The sequence below is a fragment of the Bacillus sp. BD48 genome (assembly GCF_046566805.1).
In the GTDB taxonomy this organism is placed as follows: domain Bacteria; phylum Bacillota; class Bacilli; order Bacillales; family Bacillaceae; genus Bacillus; species Bacillus safensis.
This window is the reverse complement of the sequence record NZ_JANGFM010000003.1, coordinates 1-17,690: the sequence shown is the minus strand read 5'-3', so window position 1 is coordinate 17,690 and position 17,690 is coordinate 1. Positions and strand designations below refer to the sequence as shown.

Here is a 17,690-nt window from a genome sequence, read left to right as displayed (position 1 = left end):
TTCATCAGTCAGATGTGCTGTTTTGCCGAATGGAAGGACCAGGTGCAGTTAAAAAACCTGCTGGTATCTGTGCGGTGATATATGACCAAGGAACATATGAAGAGCTCGAATCAGCCTATTTACAGCTGTTAGATGGAATCGAAAAAGAGAACATGATGCTGGATGGAGATGTATTTGAGGAGTATTTACTTCATTCGCTCATGTCTAAAGATGAAGCAGAGTATATAACGAAGCTCAGTGTAAAAGTGAAGAAGCGGGCAGATGACAAATGAAAAGAGGATAGACAGCATGTGACATGCGGTCTATCCTCTTTTTTGATGTTAACCCACTTGATTTTCGGCAAATTGACTCATATATAAGTCTGCATAAAAGCCTTTTTGTTTTAAAAGTTCGCTGTGCGATCCTTTTTCAATGATGGTGCCATCCTTCATGACTAAAATGAGGTCTGCATCCTTAATTGTTGAAAGTCTGTGTGCAATCACGAAGCTCGTTCTGCCTTTCATCAATTCATTCATTGCTTTTTGAATATGCATCTCTGTCCGTGTATCCACACTGCTTGTTGCTTCATCTAGTATCAAAATCTTTGGATCAGATAAAATGGCACGGGCGATGGTTAACAGCTGGCGCTGACCTTGTGACAGGTTGCCGGCATCTTCTGTTAACAGTGTGTCATATCCGTCTGGAAGGGTGCGGATGAAATCGTCTGCATAGGCATGTTTGGCCGCTTTGATGACATCCTCTTTGGAAACGTGCTGCCTGCCATAGGCAATGTTGTCGTAAATCGTTCCTTCAAAGAGCCACGTATCCTGAAGAACCATCGCAAATAAGTCTCGTACTTGCTGACGGCTGAGGTCAGTTGTTTTGACACCGCCAATGCGTATGGAGCCTTGATCTAATTCGTAAAAACGCATTAAAAGATTGATGATAGTTGTTTTTCCCGCACCTGTTGGTCCGACAATGGCAACCGTCTGTCCTTCTTGCACATCTAAATTCAAATCTTTAATAATCGGATGATCTTTTTCATATCCGAATTGAACTTGTTCAAAGCTCACATCACCTGAGAGTGATGCAAGATCAATTGCCGCATCTTCTTCGGTACTTTCTTCTTCCTCATCAAGGATTTCAAACACCCTTTCAGCTGACGCAATCGCTGATTGAACTAAGTTTGCGACACTTGATGCTTGCACAAGCGGCTGAGACATTTGCTGTGTGTATTGGATAAACGCCTGCACATCCCCGACACGAATATTCCCGTTAATGACAAGAATCCCGCCGGCTACACTGACTGCCACATAGCCAAGGTTCCCGATAAAGGTCATCATTGGCATCATTAAACCAGAAATGAACTGTGCTTTCCTTGATGATTCATACAGCTTTTCATTTAATTGATCAAATGTATCGATCGCTTTCTTTTCGTAGCCATACGCACGAACTGTCTGATGTCCTGTGAACATCTCATTAATATGTCCATTGATCGTCCCAAGCTCTTTTTGCTGCGCTTTAAAATGCTTTTGAGAAAATGACGTAATGCCGCGAATCGCAAACAGGCTGAGTGGCAGCGTCAAACAAACAAGCAATGTAAGCAGCGGACTGATGAAGAGCATCATCACAACAATCCCAATGACTGTAATCACAGATGTAATCACTTGGGTGAGCGCCTGCTGAAGCGATGTATTAATATTATCGATATCATTCATCACACGGCTTAGTGTGTCCCCGTGGGTTGTTTTATCAAAATAACGAAGCGGGAGACGTGTGAGCTTGTCATTTGCTTCTTGCCGTAATTCAGCGATGGTCTGTTGAGAGACACCGGCCATGACATATTGCTGAACGAATGAAAAGAGGGAAGCAACGACGTACAGCACGACAAGCAGCAAAAGAATTCGTGAAATGACATCAAATTGAACGGCTGTTCCATTCGTAAAGCTGTCAAATAGGGAAGAGGTGGCATCCCCGAGCAGCTTTGGGCTAATGACGTTAAAGACAGTTGAACCAATCGCTGCAATGAAGACGATGATCAGCTGTAATTTCCTTGGTTTTAAATAGCCTGTCAAACGAAGCAGTGTTTTCTTAAATTCCTTCGGTTTTAGGGCTGGCCCTTTAGGGTGACCGCCTTTATGGCCCATGCCTGAAGACATTTTCTTACTCATCCTCGCTCCACCTCCTGACCTTCCTGTGATGCGACAATCTCTTGGTACACAAGATTATCCTTTATTAATTGTTCATGTGTTCCGATACCTGCAATTTTTCCTTCATCAAGTACAATGATTTTATCACTATGCTTCACTGTGCTGATTCGTTGAGCCACAATGATGAGGGCTGCATGTGCTTTTTCTGCTTCTAATGATGCCCGCAGCTTTGCATCTGTTTTGTAATCAAGTGCTGAAAAGCTATCGTCAAACAGATAGAATGATGGTTTTCTCACTAGCGCCCTTGCAATGGAAAGCCGCTGCTTTTGGCCGCCGGATAGATTGGAACCACCTTGATCAATTTCTGCATCAATTCCGCCATCTTTTTGCAAAACAAATTCTTCGGCCTGCGCAGTTCGCAGCGCCTGCCAGATGTCTTCATCGCTTGCATCCTGCTTGCCAAAGCGCACATTCTCGGCAATGGTTCCACTGAATAAAACAGCTTTTTGAGAGACATAGCCCATCTGGTTTCTCAGTTTCTCTTGAGGCAGCTCTCTAATATCTACACCATCTAGTGTAATCCGGCCTTCTGTCACTTCATAAAAGCGCGTCATCAGCTGAAGAAGCGTTGTTTTCCCAGAACCCGTACTTCCGATGATGGCTGTCGTTTCACCAGTTTTGGCTTCAAACGTGATACCTTGAACGGCCGGTTTCTCAGCATTTGAGTAATAAAAAGACACATCCTCAAAGCGAATGGATTGAGCGGGTTTGCGAAGGTCAGTTATAGACTCTTCTTTGTCTTTAATCTTTGGTTCCATGTTTAACACTTCATTCATGCGTTTAGCTGATGCTTGTGCTCTTGGGACCATAATAAAGCTCATCGACAGCATAATAAGTGCCATTAAAATCATCATCGCATATTGAATGAAGGCAATGAGATTTCCAACTTCCATTTCTCCGGCATCAATTCGGTTTGCACCAAGCCAGACAATACCGATATTCGTGAAGTTCATGATGATCAGCATAAACGGAAACAAGTAAGCCATTAATCGGTTCACTCTAAGGCCAGTATCCTTATAGGACGTGTTGGCTTCTTGGAATCGCTCCTTTTCATCATCCACACGGTTAAAGGCACGAATGACGCGTATGCCTGAAAGAGATTCTCGCATAATTAAATTCAGCCGGTCTGTTTTTTTCTGAAGCTGGCCAAATAGCGGGATGGCTTTTCTTGACACCAAATAGATAAATCCGCCAAGAAGAGGGAGGGCTGCTAAAAAGATAAGAGACAGGACAGCATCCCTGGAAACAGCTAAAATAATTCCGCCCACAAGCATGAGGGGGGCCCGCGTCATCATTTGTAAAATCATGATCGTCACATCTTGGACTTGTTTCACATCATTTGTTGATCTTGTAATAAAGGAAGACGTGCCGATCTTTTGAAATTCTTCTAATGAAAATTTTTCGACATGTACAAACAGTTGTCTTCTCATATCACGCCCGAAGCCAAGTGCTGTTTTTGATGACAAGTAAGACTTCCAAATGGTGAGCAAAATGGCGAGTAAAGAACAAGCCACCATCCAGCCGCCAACCTTCCATATGTAAGCAATATCTCCCTGGACAATACCGACATCAACGATATCTGCTGTTAACGTCGGTAAATACAGCTGGAGCATACTGCTTAAAAAGGTGAGAATGACAATGGACACAACGGACAGCCGATACGGCTTTAAAAACGATAAAATTGATTTCATACGAATACCTTTCTTCCATATAGTCTTTTGTTCTGTAACCCATCATATACAAAGAGGGATTATTTCTACAAATGAAATGTCTTGTTTTAGTGAATTATTTATATTGTTCAATTTTAGAAAAGAAATCCTTCACAAACACATAAAAATCATGGGCAGAAGGAGACATTTCGCGCGTTTTAGATGCAATAATTCCAACCGTTCGTCTCACTTGAGGGAAATCGATCGGAATTTTTACTGTAAATCGCGGTGTTGTTTCATAAAAGGCGCTTTCGGGTAATAATGTAACACCCATACCTGCCGATACGAGACCTTTAATGGCATCTAAATCTTCTCCTTCAGATGAAATGGTAGGCTCATAGCCTGCCTGCTTGCAAGCATCAACCGCAATTTGTCTCAGCACATATCCTTCAGGAAATAACACGAAATGATCCTTTCTTAAATCACTTAAATGAATACTCCTTTGTCCGCTAAAGGGGTGGCTAACCGGTAAAAGGGCATATATGCTTTCGGAAAATAAAATATTTCCTTCTATTTGAGAATCGTTTGTTGGTACGGGTCCTAAAAAGGCGAGATCGATATCTCGATTTTTGACCGCTTCAATGAGAAATTTATAGGATCCTTGACGAAGTAAAAAATCGACCTCTGGATATTCCTGCTTAAAGGCGGAGATAACAGATGGGAGCACTTGACTTGCTAGACTTGTAGGAAATCCAATATTCACCGTTCCTTTGTGCGGATCTAGGTATTCATCAATTTGCTCTTTCGCATAATCAATGGCTTTTAGTGCAGTTCTGACATGATCTAAAAATTGTCTGCCGATCTTCGTTAATTTGATATTTCGTCCTTCTCGTTCGAATAAGGCCACTCCAAGTTCTTCTTCTAAATTCGCAATCTGCCGGCTGATGGCAGATTGGGCAACATGTAAGTTTTCAGCCGCTTCTGACACATGTTCACGGTCTGCGACTTCTACAAAATAACGTAACTGACGAAGCTCCATCTTTGCACTTCACACCCATCTATCTCAAAAAGAGATTGTTTTGATCTAAATTATATATTGTTTATATCAATTTGAAAACTTAAAATAAGTTACAGAGTTTGTGAGATTTTATTACTGTGTAAAAACGGATCTTTTAAACGGGGGAGAGAAACGATGACTTATAATCAACTACCACAACCACAAGGTCTCTACCGTCCTGAATTTGAACATGATGCATGTGGAATTGGACTGTACGCCCATTTAAAAGGGGAGGCGACACATAGCATCGTCAAAAAGGGATTACAAATGCTGTGCCAGCTTGATCACCGCGGCGGGCAAGGCAGTGATCCGTATACAGGTGATGGTGCCGGTTTAATGGTACAGCTGCCAGACGCTTTCTTTAGAAAGAACTGCAAAGAATTTGCACTTCCTGAAAAAGGCCGTTACGGGGTAGGAATGGTCTTCTTTTCAAAAGATGATGACGAAAAAACACGTCAAGCCATCGAACAAAAAATCAACGGGTTCATTAAACAAGAAGGTCAAACATTAATTGGCTGGAGAACGGTTCCTGTCGATGCCGGAAAAATTGGTACTGTTGCAGCGAAGAGCTGTCCGGTTGTGAGACAGGTCTTTATCGGAGCAAACGACAACATCACAGACCGTTTGTCATTTGAACGAAAATTATATGTCATTCGTAAACAGGCTGAGAACTGGGGAACAAGAGAGGAAAAACAATTTTACTTTGTCAGTCTCTCGAGCCAAACCATCGTATACAAAGGGCTTTTAACATCAGATCAAGTCGATGCTTTTTATCTTGATCTACAGGATGAAACATTTGTTTCTGCATTTTCACTTGTTCATTCAAGATTTAGTACAAATACATTTCCTACATGGGAAAGAGCCCATCCAAACCGTTACTTAATTCACAACGGAGAAATCAACACATTAAGAGGAAATATCAATTGGATGAGAGCAAGAGAACAACAATTCGTATCTGAAGCCTTCGGAGACGACTTAGACAAGATTTTGCCAGTGCTGAATGCAGACGGAAGTGATTCATCCATTTTAGACAATGCCTTTGAATTCTTTGTGCTTGCAGGCCGTACACCTGCTCATACAGCAATGATGCTGATTCCTGAGCCTTGGACGGAAAACACGCACATGTCGAAAGAGAAACGGGCATTTTATGAATACCATAGTTCTCTCATGGAGCCGTGGGATGGACCAACAGCCATTTCCTTTACGGACGGCAAACAAATTGGGGCCATCTTAGACCGAAACGGATTAAGACCGGCAAGATACTATGTCACTAATGATGATCATATCATTTTCTCATCTGAGGTTGGCGTAATCGACACAAATGAAGAAGATGTTAAGTACAAAGATCGTCTTGAGCCTGGCAAAATGCTGCTCATTGATTTAGAAGAAGGACGAATTATTTCTGACGAAGAAGTGAAATCGACCATTGCGAATGAACTTCCTTATCAAAAATGGCTCGATGAAGAAATGGTCCACGTCAATCGCTCGGAAGAAAATTCAGAAAATTCTAGTATAATGGATGATTTATTGACACGTCAGCGTGCGTTCCATTATACGTACGAAGACATTCAAAAGTATTTAATTCCTTTACTAGAGGAAGGCAAGGACCCAATCGGTTCAATGGGAAGTGACACACCGCTTGCTGTGTTATCTGATCGTGCTCAGTCTCTTTTTCATTATTTTAAGCAGCTGTTTGCACAAGTCACGAACCCGCCGATTGATGCCATTCGTGAGCAGCTCGTGACATCAACCATGACTTGGTTAGGTGCCGAAGGCGATATTTTACATCCAAATGAATATTCATGCCGAAGAATTAAACTTTATACACCGGTCTTAACGAGCGGACAATTTAACGGCTTGAAAACGATTGTTCATAATGCCTTTAAAAGCAAAACGATTCATACACTTTTCACCGATGATTTAAAGCGCGGACTTGATGCGATGTTTGAAGAGGCGGAAAAAGCGATTAGAGAAGGTGTCTCTTTATTAATCCTTTCAGATCGTGAAATGACAGAACAAAAAGTACCGATTCCACCACTTCTTGCGCTAAGTGCACTTCATCAGCATCTTGTGCGTCAAGGCCTGCGGACAAAGGTTAGTTTGATCGTTGAATCTGGAGAGGTGAGAGAGGTCCATCATTTTGCCGCACTGATTGGCTACGGGGCAGATGCGATTCACCCTTACCTTGTCTATGAAACGTATAAACAGCTGATTGCAGACGAAGCGATTTCAATCAGCTTTGATGAAGCTGTTACAAAGTTTGGTAAAAGCGTGACAGAAGGTGTCGTCAAAGTCATGTCCAAAGTGGGGATTTCCACTGTGCAGAGCTATAGAGGCGCGCAAATCTTTGAAGCAGTTGGGATTAGTGAAGACGTCATTCAAGAGTATTTCACAGGAACAGCTTCTCAGCTTGGCGGGATTGATCTTGACACCATTGCTCATGAGGCAAAACTTCGCCATGAAGCAGGGTATCAAGCAGCAACTGACCAGACGCTTGAATCAGGCAGTGAATTCCAGTGGAGAAAAGATGGAGAACACCATGCTTTTAACCCAAAAACGATCCATACGCTCCAGTGGGCATGCCGTAATGAAGATTACGATCTATTTAAACAATATACAAAGGCAGCGGACGAAGAAAGAATCGGCTTCCTTAGAAATTTGTTTGCATTTCAGCCAAAACAAAAGCCGGTCCGTCTGGAAGAGGTTGAATCTGCTGAATCCATCGTGCGCCGCTTTAAGACAGGTGCCATGTCATTTGGGTCTTTAAGTAAAGAAGCGCATGAGGCACTTGCGATTGCGATGAACCGAATTGGCGGTAAAAGTAACAGCGGAGAAGGCGGAGAAGATCCTGCCCGCTTTACAGTAGATGAACATGGTGATGACCGCAGAAGTGCAATTAAACAAATCGCTTCTGGCCGATTTGGTGTGAAAAGTCATTACTTGGTCAATGCAGATGAACTGCAAATTAAAATGGCGCAAGGAGCAAAGCCGGGAGAAGGCGGACAGCTGCCAGGAAATAAAGTGTATCCTTGGGTGGCCGATGTACGTGGTTCTACGCCAGGTGTCGGATTGATTTCACCACCGCCGCATCATGATATTTATTCCATTGAGGATTTGGCACAGCTGATTCATGATTTGAAAAATGCGAACCGTGATGCACGCATCAGTGTCAAGCTTGTATCTAAAGCCGGCGTTGGTACGATTGCAGCAGGTGTAGCAAAAGGAACTGCGGATGTCATTGTCATCAGTGGTTATGATGGCGGTACAGGAGCTTCACCGAAAACGAGTATTAAACACACAGGACTTCCTTGGGAGCTTGGATTGGCAGAGGCGCATCAAACCCTTGTGTTAAACGGTCTTCGCGAGAGAGTCGTTCTTGAAACAGACGGAAAGTTAATGACTGGCCGCGATGTTGTGATGGCTGCGATTTTAGGAGCAGAAGAGTATGGCTTTGCGACAGCTCCACTTGTCGTGCTGGGCTGTGTGATGATGAGAGCATGTCATTTAGATACTTGCCCAGTCGGTGTTGCCACACAAAATCCAGAGCTTCGCAAAAAATTCATGGGTAACCCTGATCACATTGTGAACTTTATGATGTTTATTGCAGAGGAAGTAAGAGAAATCTTAGCGGAACTCGGCTTTACATCAATGGATGAATTAATCGGACGCACGGATGTCCTAGCGGTCAGTGAACGAGCAAAAGCTCACTGGAAAGCAGGGCAGCTAAACCTTGAAACACTGCTTTATCAGCCAGAAGGAGCGCGGACATTCAGAACACCACAAAATCATAAAATTGATGAATCGCTAGATATGAATGAAATCCTTCCTTATGTGCAAGAAGCGCTGAATCATCAAACACCGGTTGATCTATCATTGAACATTCGCAATATTAACCGTGTGGCCGGAACCATTACTGGCAGTGAAGTGTCTAAGCGCTACGGGGAAGAGGGCTTGCCAGAGGATACAATCACACTAAGATTCACTGGTTCAGCTGGACAAAGCTTTGGCGCATTTGTGCCAAAAGGCATGTCTCTCTATTTAACAGGTGATTCAAATGACTATATCGGCAAAGGACTCTCTGGAGGCAAAATTGCTGTCAAAACGTCTGATCACTTTGTACAAAATGGACATGAAAACGTCATTGTAGGTAACGTCGCATTTTACGGTGCAACTAGCGGAAAAGCTTATATTAACGGGCGTGCTGGTGAACGATTTGCTGTTCGTAATTCAGGTGTACATGTGGTTGTTGAAGGAATCGGAGATCACGGGTGTGAATACATGACTGGCGGACGTGTCGTCATTTTAGGAGACGTTGGGAAAAACTTTGGTGCAGGTATGTCTGGCGGTGTGGCTTACATCCATACATCGGATGCAAAACAGTTCAAAAGAATGTGTAACATGGAAATGATCATGTTTGAAAAGCTTACAGATCATGAAGAAGAACTAGAAGTAAAGCAAATGATCAAGGAACACCTTGATTATACAAACAGCTCAAAAGCAGCAGCACTTCTTGAAAACTGGGAGCAAGAAAAGGATCAATTCATCAAAGTCATTCCGAGAAATTACAAAATGATGCTTCAAAGCATTGAAGAACAAAAACAAGCGGGCCTCAGTCATGAAGAAGCGGTGATGTTTGCCTTTGAAGCAAACACAAAACCGAAAAATCAAGAAACGGCAAACGGGCAAAAAGCAGCCCTCGCTCATTAAGAAAGGGGAGAGGACAATGGGCAAAGCAACAGGTTTTATGGAATATAAAAGAGAAAAGCCAAATGAACGTGACCCTCTCACTCGTCAAAATGACTGGAAAGAATATTCAGCTCCTTATACAGATGACGTATTGAAGAAGCAGGGCGCAAGATGTATGGATTGCGGAACACCGTTTTGTCAAATTGGAATGGAGATCAGGGGCGGCGTGTCTGGCTGCCCGATCTACAATTTAATTCCAGAGTGGAATGATCTTGTCTATCGCGGGAGATGGAAAGAAGCTCTTGAAAGACTGCAAAAAACAAATAATTTTCCTGAGTTTACTGGGAGAGTATGTCCTGCGCCTTGTGAAGGGTCATGTACAGTCGCTATCAATGACCCAGCTGTTTCGATTAAAAATATCGAACGCACGATCATTGATAAAGGCTTTGAAAATGGATGGATCACACCAAGAATCCCTTCAAGCCGTACAGGAAAGAAAATTGCCATTGTCGGCTCAGGACCAGCAGGACTTGCAAGTGCTGATCAATTAAACCAGGCAGGGCACGCTGTAACAGTGTTCGAGCGTTCTGACCGTCTTGGCGGACTGCTGACATACGGGATTCCAAATATGAAGCTCGACAAAGAAGTGGTCGAGCGAAGAGTCAAACTTCTAAGACAAGAAGGTATTGACTTTGTGACGAACACAGAAATCGGCGTGGATATCACCGCCGACGAACTGAAAGAGCAGTTTGATGCGGTTATCCTTTGTACAGGTGCACAAAAGCAGCGTGACCTGTTGATTGAAGGCCGGGAAGCAAAAGGAATTCACCTTGCGATGGATTATTTAACACTTGCAACGAAAAGCATGCTTGATTCAGGATTTAAAGACAAAAACTTCATTGATGCAAAAGGAAAAGACGTGATTGTGATTGGCGGAGGGGATACAGGTGCAGACTGCGTTGCAACTGCACTTCGCCAAAAAGCAAAAAGTGTTGTTCAATTCGGGAAGCATCCAAAGCTTCCGGATACACGTGTAGGGGATAACATGTGGCCAGAACAGCCTTATGTCTTCTCACTGGATTATGCTTATGAAGAAGCACAAGCAAAATTCGGAGAAGATCCGCGTCAATATTCAATTCAAACCACAAAAATTGTGGCAGATAAAAATGGAAAATTAAAAGAGCTTCATACCATTCAAATGGAAAAGGTGAAAAACGAACAAGGGAAGTTTGAATTTCATGAGATTCCAGGGACAGAGAAGGTATGGCCTGCTCAGCTCGTCTTTATTGCAATTGGTTTTGAGGGAACTGAACAGCCGCTTGTGAAACACTTTGGCGTGGACAGCAAAAACAATCGCATTGACGCAAAATATGGGGAATATACAACAAATGTAGAAGGCGTATTTGCAGCGGGAGATGCACGACGCGGGCAAAGCTTGATTGTCTGGGCAATTAATGAAGGCAGACAAGTGGCGCACGAGGTAGACCGTTATTTAATGGGGAGTTCGGTTCTGCCAAAATAGGTCAAACAAAGGGTGTTACAATATATAGAAAAGCCATGACCAACGTGTGGTCATGGCTTTTTATGAATTGGAGATAGAACTATTAAGAATGCGTGAATACGTACGACACATGGGTTGAAGAGACGGAAACGTTTAGATCCTTCCTTTCCTGTATATGCTGTATATAAATGCAGCTAGAAAGGAAGGAATCTTTGTGCCGTACGTTAGTATTTTGACTGAGCTCTTAATCGGATTTTTCGCTTTATTTTTGATTACAAAATTATTAGGAAAAACACAATTTGCACAAATCACGCCGTTTGATTTTATTTCTGCGCTGATCTTAGGCGAAATGGTCGGAAACGCCATTTTTGATCCAAAAGTCAATATTCTGCAAATTTTATTTGCTGTTGCGGTATGGGGCGTTCTCATTTATACAGTTGAATGGCTTTCACAGCGCTTTAAATCCATTCGCGCTTTATTAGAAGGAAGACCTACTCTTGTGATTGATAAGGGGAAGATTCGCTACAATCGGCTGAAGAAGAATATGCTTGATATCAATCAGCTGCAGACACTGGTTCGCGCAAAAGGTCATTTTGCCCTGAATGAAATTGAATACGCCATTTTGGAAACGGACGGCTCTGTCAGCGTTCTTCCGAAAATGAAATACGCACCAGCCACAGCAGAAGATGTGAACGTGAAGGGAAAAGAAGTCAAATTGCCTAGAACGTTTATTATTGACGGCGAAATGTTAAAAAAAGACCTACAAGAAGCCGGTTTTGATGAATCCTGGCTGACTGAGCAATTAAAAAAGCAGCATATTTCCTCTTATCGAGACGTTCTATTTTGTGAATGGATTGAAAATGAAGGGATTTATGCGATGCAATATGAAAAGTCTAAAAAAACATCCACAACATAAAAACGTGGGTGTTTTTTTGTGCGTGTATGGAATAGGATCAAAAAGAATGTTTGATGAAAACGTTCACAAAATGAGGAGGAGATATGTGATGAAATATAGAAACGTATGGGTGGTCATGGTCTTGTCTTTCTTTCTTTTTGAATCCGCTTCACTTCAAGCAGCAGAAGCTGGGCATCAGTATGAAACAAACCGCGTCTTTGTCGTTGATCAAAAGGGAAGCGGGACATACCGCACCGTTCAGTCTGCCATTGATGCGATTCCAGCAAACAATCAACAACGAACAACGATCTATATTAAAAATGGTGTATATAAAGAAAAAATATTGCTTCCGCAAAATAAACCACACGTATCCTTTATTGGCGAAAATCAGCACAACACGATCCTTACGTATGATGATACAAATGCAAGCACTGGGAGTACAACCAATAGCTCAAGCACAATGATTCGTGCAAACGATTTTTATGCAGAAAATATCACCTTTCAAAATACAGCTGGCAGACATGCTGGTCAGGCAGTTGCGCTGTATGTGTCTGGCGACCGGGCTGTGTTCAAACAAATACGTGTGTTAGGCTATCAAGATACGCTTTATGCAACAGGCACAGGGCGGCAATATTATGAAAACTGCTATATTGAGGGCACGGTCGATTTTATTTTTGGATCAGCCACAGCTGTGTTTAAAAGAGCTGAAATAAAAAGCCTTGGAAATGGGTATATTACTGCAGCATCCACAACAGAAGCGCAAAGGTACGGCTATGTATTCATGGACTCTACGCTGAAAAAGGGGACGGCAGCTGCGCAATCGGTTTATTTAGGACGTCCGTGGAGACCTCATTCAGCTGTAACATTCCTTCATACAAAAATGGATGATCATGTGAAAGCAGAGGGATGGCATAACTGGGATAACCGTGACAACGAAAGAACGGCCAGGTACAAAGAATTTGGATCGACAGGAGCGGGAAGCAGTCCAGCAAACCGTGTGAAATGGTCAACCATTTTAACCCAAAATGAAGCAAGTCAAATCACAGTTCAGGCTGTTCTTGGCGGAGCTGATGGCTGGAATCCAGAAAAGAGGTAAAGGGCTTGTCAGTTTTCGTCAAAGAAAGCTGACTTTTCTGTTTAAAAAACCTTTGAGAACAAACGTTCTTTTGTGTATAATGAACATATTCTTCTAAAATTGGCTGCAACAAAAAGGAGGGATTGCGTGAAGCGTTTTTCACAGCTTTTGTTTTTACAAATATGTATCCTGTCGATTTTATTTCTCCCTTTTTCAGCGAAAGATGAACAACTCAAAGCTCGTGACGATTCACTTCAATGGATCACAGCTTTAGACGAATTCATACGAACAGCACCTGATTTAGACGGCGCGATCTCTGGCATCAGCGTCCGCGATACTTCTGACACCTCTCTTCTTTATGAACATCAAGCCGATATCCGTCTTACTCCTGCTTCTAATATGAAACTGCTCACATCAGCCATCGCACTTGATATACTTGGAGAAACACACACTTTCCCTACAGACATCTGGATGGATGGTTCCATTCAAAAGAAAACGCTACATGGCAGCCTTTATCTTCGCGGCACCGGCGATCCGACTTTATTAGAGGAGGATTTTGCAGCACTCGCCAAACAAGTCAAAAAGGCCGGAATACATACCATTCGCGGACAGCTTGCAGCAGATGACACTTGGTTTGATGACACGAGATATTCCATTGATCTGCCTTGGAGTGATGAGGACCAATATTACGGGGCACAAATTTCTGCTCTCACGGCTTCACCGAATCAAGATTATGATGCAGGGACCGTCATTCTCGAAGTAAAACCAGGGAAAAAAGCAGGACAGAAAGCCGCCTATGATATGATCCCGAAGACGGATGTCGCTCAAGTCATCAATCAAGTGAAAACAGTTCCAGAAGGCGGAAAAAAGAAAATCTCTTTTAAGCGCTCTCACGGAACCAACAAGATTACGTTGACTGGGACCATTCCGGTTAAAGCAAGCTCATCTAAACAATGGGTAGCTTTATGGGATCCGTCCGCCTATGCTTTAGACTTAATGAAACGAGCGTTAAAGGCGGAAGGGATTCAAGTAAAGGGACCGCTGAAATCAAAACAAGTTCCTAAAAAAGCCAAAAAAATTGCCTCCCATACATCGATGCCATTATCAGAGCTGCTTGTTCCTATGATGAAATTAAGCAACAATACCCATGCAGAAATTTTGCTAAAGGAACTTGGGAAAAAAGTGAAGAACAAAGGGAGCTTTGAAGCGGGTCTGGACGTCATGAATGAACGGCTTCCTGCGTTTGGCATCGATCCTTCGCTTGCAGTGCTGCGTGACGGATCGGGCATATCACCTATTAACCTTGTCTCTGCTAACCAGTTCACTTTATTTTTGACAAACATTCAAAAGGAAAAATGGTTTAAAACCTATGAACATGCGCTCCCTTTAGCAGGGGCAAGTGAACGAATGGTGGGGGGAACGTTAAGGAACAGATTGAAGGAACCAGCTACACTAGAAAAAGTACGTGCAAAAACAGGGTCGTTAACAACGGTCAGCACACTTTCTGGATATATTGACACGCAGGGCGGAAAAACGCTCGCTTTTTCCATCTTATTTAATCACCTTGTTGATGACGAAAAAGGGAAAGAGATAGAAGACCGTATTGTCAGCATATTAGCTGAGAATCTTTAGATTTAGAGAGAGAAGGAGAACCATCATGACGTTAGATAATAATCAATCTTTAGTAAAAACCATGTCCATTTTTCTCATCCCGCTTTTGCTAAGTAATATTTTGCAATCGATCGGACAATTAGTGTCCATTGTTCTTGTCGGAAGATGGATTGGAGAGGATGCAGTAGCTGCCATTTCTGCATTCTTTCCGCTTTTCTTTTTACTCGTTTCTTTTTCCATTGGAATTGGATCGGGAAGCTCGATCCTTATTGGACAAGCGTATGGAGCAAAAAATGAACAGAAATTAAAAGAAATTATTGGAACAACGCTTTCATTCACTTTTTTGATCGGGGTATCTTTAGCGATCATTGGAGGTTTTTTCGCAACAGATATCTTAAACCTCATGGGAACACCCGCAAATATCGTGGAGGAAAGTGCGGGCTATGCTAGAATTCTATTCATCTCAATGCCGATCTTATTTCTTTATTTTGTATATACGACCTTCTTGCGAGGGACAGGGGATTCGAAAACGCCATTTTATTTCTTAATGATTAGTACGGCAACGAATATTTTGATGCTGCCCATTTTATTATTTGGATGGTTGGGACTGCCGGCGTTCGGCTTATACGGCGCTGCGTATGCTTCTGTGATTTCAACAATTGTGACGTTTGTCATTCTACATATCTATTTATATAAGACAAAGCATCCGCTTCGCATTGATGCATCGGTGAGAAAGCATTTATTGATGAAAGGGGATCTATTAAAAACGTTATTAAAGCTCAGTATCCCATCAAGCATTAATATGATCCTCATTTCTTTATCAGAAATTGCTGTGATTTCTTTTGTCAACGATTATGGATCACAGGCGACAGCTGCCTATGGTGTTGTCAATCAAGTCGTAAGTTATGTGCAGATGCCGGCAGTGAGTCTTGGCATTGCGGTCTCGATCTTTGCAGCACAATTCATTGGTGCAGGAAATATGAATCGACTGAAAGATGTCATTAAAATTGGGTTAGGTCTTAACTTCGCCATAGGCGGATGTATCATTATTTTCGTTTATATTTTTGCGCCGCAGATTTTATCAATTTTTTTAACAGATCCTGAGACGATAGACATCGCCTATAGTTTGGTCGTCATTACATTATGGAGCTATCTCATTTTTGGAACGGCCCAAATTGTTGCAGCCACAATGAGAGCAAGCGGGACGGTTCTATGGCCGACGATCTTTAGTATTTGTTCCATTTGGCTTGTAGAAGTACCAGTCGCTTATGTACTATCACACTATACATCCCTTGGCATTAAAGGAATATGGATTGGCTACCCTGCAGCTTTCTTTGTGAACTTACTCCTCCAATACAGCTACTATCAGCTCGTATGGAAGAAAAAACAGATTGTAGCGCTTGTTCAATCATAATGTGAAGGCGTAAAGCAGCATATACATACGAAGATCTATCACTTTTAAGGAGGCCGGATCTTCTATGTTTTTGAATCAAAGAAGTGAAATGAGCTCGCACAATATCGGTGACTTTTCTTATGCCGGGCCAGATTTCCAAGTGCTGACGTGGGGGGAAGGAACGACATTACATATTGGGAAGTTTTGTTCCATCGCAAACGAAGTGAAAATTTTTCTAGGTGGGGAACACCGTACAGATTGGGTCACAACGTATCCGTTTAATCAAATTTTCAAAGAAGCTGCACATATTAAAGGACACCCCAAATCGAAGGGGGATGTTCATATTGGACATGACGTATGGATTGGATATGGTGCGACGATTATGTCCGGAGTATGTATAGGCAACGGAGCCGTAATCGGAGCAAATAGTGTGATTACAAAAGATGTGCCGCCATATGCAATTGCCGCAGGAAATCCGCAGCAGCTCATGAAATATCGATTTTCATCCGAAATAATCGAAAAACTGCAGTTATTAGAATGGTGGAATTTAGAGTTTACAATCATTCAATCTATTTTTCACCTTTTGCAATCTCATGATATTGAACATTGTATAAATGTAATAGAAGACATAAAAAAGAAAGGCTGAAAAAGCCTTTCTTTTTTATTTTAGCTGAGCCGTATGATGGTCAAAGTAGCACCTGCAGCACCAGCCCCGCCAACTAAAACAGCTGTGACAACTGTCCCGAAAAACTGCAGTGAAATGGTACTTCCTGCTGTTAAATTGACGATTAAAGTATTGTTAATAAGTGAAGTGGAAATAACAGGTGATTGAACAGAACCAGACACAGCGGTTGCTCCATTTAAAAGCAAACGTGTATTAACTAAAAGAGCTGTAGTTGTATTGACTTGATACGTAATGTAGTATTTACCAGTTTCCAGAACGGTAAAAACAGTGTTTGTGCCGTTTACCGTAAAGCCAGTAATGTTTTGAAAGTTCGGCAAAGGAATATTCGTTCCTCCTGCTACAGTAACGATGGTTGGGCCAGAACTATTAGCAGCATAAAGTGCTGTATCTGTAAAACCACCTGTTCCAGTAGCTCCAGTGACACCAGTAACACCTGTCACGCCAGTAGGACCAGTAGCTCCAGTAATACCCGTTGCGCCAGTAGGTCCGGTAGCTCCAGTGATCCCCGTGGCGCCGGTAGGACCAGTAGCTCCAGTGATACCGGTGGCACCAGTAATACCCGTCACACCAGTTGGACCAGTAGCCCCAGTGATGCCCGTTGCCCCGGTAGGACCGGTAGCTCCGGTAGAACCAGTAGCTCCAGTGATACCCGTTGCCCCGGTAGGTCCAGTTGATCCAGTGATACCCGTCACACCAGTAGGACCGGTATCTCCAGTGATACCTGTTGCGCCGGTAGGACCAGCAGCTCCAGTAATACCGGTGGCACCAGTAGAACCAGTATCTCCAGTAATACCCGTTGCGCCGGTAGGACCAGTATCTCCAGTAATACCGGTGGCACCCGTTGGTCCAGTAGAACCAGTGATACCTGTAGCGCCAGTAGGACCGGTAGCTCCAGTAATACCCGTCACACCAGTAGGTCCAGTAGCTCCAGTGATGCCGGTTGCCCCGG

Annotated in this window: 12 protein-coding genes; 8 read left to right on the top strand and 4 right to left on the bottom strand. The window is 42.8% G+C overall.

Annotated features, from left to right (window positions below; translation table 11 throughout):
- Window positions 1-29 precede the first annotated feature (29 nt).
- Window positions 30-272, top strand: a complete 243-nt coding sequence (locus tag ACLGGR_RS09945; protein ID WP_410973006.1) for a GyrI-like domain-containing protein — start codon at window positions 30-32, stop codon at window positions 270-272.
- 48 nt (window positions 273-320) lie between these two features.
- On the opposite strand, the gene ACLGGR_RS09940 is transcribed toward ACLGGR_RS09945, so the two are convergent.
- From ACLGGR_RS09940 to gltC, 3 genes are all read right to left on the bottom strand, one after another.
- Window positions 321-2,150, bottom strand: coding sequence for an ABC transporter ATP-binding protein (locus ACLGGR_RS09940; RefSeq protein WP_410973005.1), 1,830 nt, complete (start codon window positions 2,148-2,150; stop codon window positions 321-323).
- Window positions 2,147-3,880, bottom strand: coding sequence for an ABC transporter ATP-binding protein (locus ACLGGR_RS09935; RefSeq protein WP_410973004.1), 1,734 nt, complete (start codon window positions 3,878-3,880; stop codon window positions 2,147-2,149). Before ACLGGR_RS09935 ends, ACLGGR_RS09940 begins: the two co-directional genes overlap by 4 nt.
- Window positions 3,881-3,974: 94 nt before the next feature.
- Window positions 3,975-4,877, bottom strand: coding sequence for a glutamate biosynthesis transcriptional regulator GltC (gene gltC / locus ACLGGR_RS09930; protein WP_034280677.1), 903 nt, complete (start codon window positions 4,875-4,877; stop codon window positions 3,975-3,977).
- A gap of 153 nt (window positions 4,878-5,030) precedes the next feature.
- On the opposite strand from gltC, the gene gltB reads away from it, so the two are divergent.
- The 7 genes from gltB to ACLGGR_RS09895 all read left to right on the top strand — a co-directional run bounded on the left by gltB (window position 5,031) and on the right by ACLGGR_RS09895 (window position 16,702).
- Window positions 5,031-9,602: a glutamate synthase large subunit gene (gltB, locus tag ACLGGR_RS09925; RefSeq protein ID WP_272510993.1), complete on the top strand. Its 4,572-nt coding sequence runs from the start codon at window positions 5,031-5,033 to the stop codon at window positions 9,600-9,602.
- A 16-nt stretch (window positions 9,603-9,618) separates the two neighbouring features.
- Window positions 9,619-11,103 (top strand): glutamate synthase small subunit, encoded by a 1,485-nt coding sequence (gene gltD, locus ACLGGR_RS09920; protein WP_039179183.1) that lies wholly within the window; start codon window positions 9,619-9,621, stop codon window positions 11,101-11,103.
- Window positions 11,104-11,296: 193 nt separating this feature from the next.
- A complete protein-coding gene (locus ACLGGR_RS09915; RefSeq protein WP_323650718.1) occupies window positions 11,297-11,998 on the top strand; it encodes a DUF421 domain-containing protein in 702 nt (233 codons plus the stop codon).
- Between the two features lie 88 nt (window positions 11,999-12,086).
- On the top strand, window positions 12,087-13,073 hold the full coding sequence (locus tag ACLGGR_RS09910; RefSeq protein WP_323650720.1) for a pectinesterase family protein: 987 nt from the start codon (window positions 12,087-12,089) through the stop codon (window positions 13,071-13,073).
- 126 nt (window positions 13,074-13,199) lie between these two features.
- Window positions 13,200-14,684 carry a D-alanyl-D-alanine carboxypeptidase/D-alanyl-D-alanine endopeptidase gene (gene dacB / locus ACLGGR_RS09905; RefSeq protein ID WP_410973003.1) on the top strand — a complete coding sequence of 495 codons (1,485 nt, stop codon included), beginning with the start codon at window positions 13,200-13,202 and terminating at the stop codon, window positions 14,682-14,684.
- Window positions 14,685-14,709: 25 nt separating this feature from the next.
- Window positions 14,710-16,077 (top strand): MATE family efflux transporter, encoded by a 1,368-nt coding sequence (locus ACLGGR_RS09900; protein WP_251216715.1) that lies wholly within the window; start codon window positions 14,710-14,712, stop codon window positions 16,075-16,077.
- 64 nt (window positions 16,078-16,141) lie between these two features.
- Window positions 16,142-16,702 (top strand): CatB-related O-acetyltransferase, encoded by a 561-nt coding sequence (locus ACLGGR_RS09895; RefSeq protein WP_410973002.1) that lies wholly within the window; start codon window positions 16,142-16,144, stop codon window positions 16,700-16,702.
- A gap of 20 nt (window positions 16,703-16,722) precedes the next feature.
- Here the strand turns inward: ACLGGR_RS09895 and ACLGGR_RS09890 are convergent.
- Window positions 16,723-17,690, bottom strand: a 968-nt coding sequence (locus ACLGGR_RS09890; RefSeq protein WP_410973001.1) for a BclA C-terminal domain-containing protein, incomplete at its 5' end; no start/stop codon positions are given.

Bases quoted from the DNA above. Each gene is read 5' to 3' on its own strand.
- ACLGGR_RS09945 (WP_410973006.1), top strand. From the start codon at position 30: ATGGAAGGACCAGGTGCAGTTAAAAAACCTGCTGGTATCTGTGCGGTG.
- ACLGGR_RS09940 (WP_410973005.1), bottom strand. From the start codon at position 2,150: ATGAGTAAGAAAATGTCTTCAGGCATGGGCCATAAAGGCGGTCACCCT.
- ACLGGR_RS09935 (WP_410973004.1), bottom strand. From the start codon at position 3,880: ATGAAATCAATTTTATCGTTTTTAAAGCCGTATCGGCTGTCCGTTGTG.
- gltC (WP_034280677.1), bottom strand. From the start codon at position 4,877: ATGGAGCTTCGTCAGTTACGTTATTTTGTAGAAGTCGCAGACCGTGAA.
- gltB (WP_272510993.1), top strand. From the start codon at position 5,031: ATGACTTATAATCAACTACCACAACCACAAGGTCTCTACCGTCCTGAA.
- gltD (WP_039179183.1), top strand. From the start codon at position 9,619: ATGGGCAAAGCAACAGGTTTTATGGAATATAAAAGAGAAAAGCCAAAT.
- ACLGGR_RS09910 (WP_323650720.1), top strand. From the start codon at position 12,087: ATGAAATATAGAAACGTATGGGTGGTCATGGTCTTGTCTTTCTTTCTT.
- ACLGGR_RS09900 (WP_251216715.1), top strand. From the start codon at position 14,710: ATGACGTTAGATAATAATCAATCTTTAGTAAAAACCATGTCCATTTTT.
- ACLGGR_RS09895 (WP_410973002.1), top strand. From the start codon at position 16,142: ATGTTTTTGAATCAAAGAAGTGAAATGAGCTCGCACAATATCGGTGAC.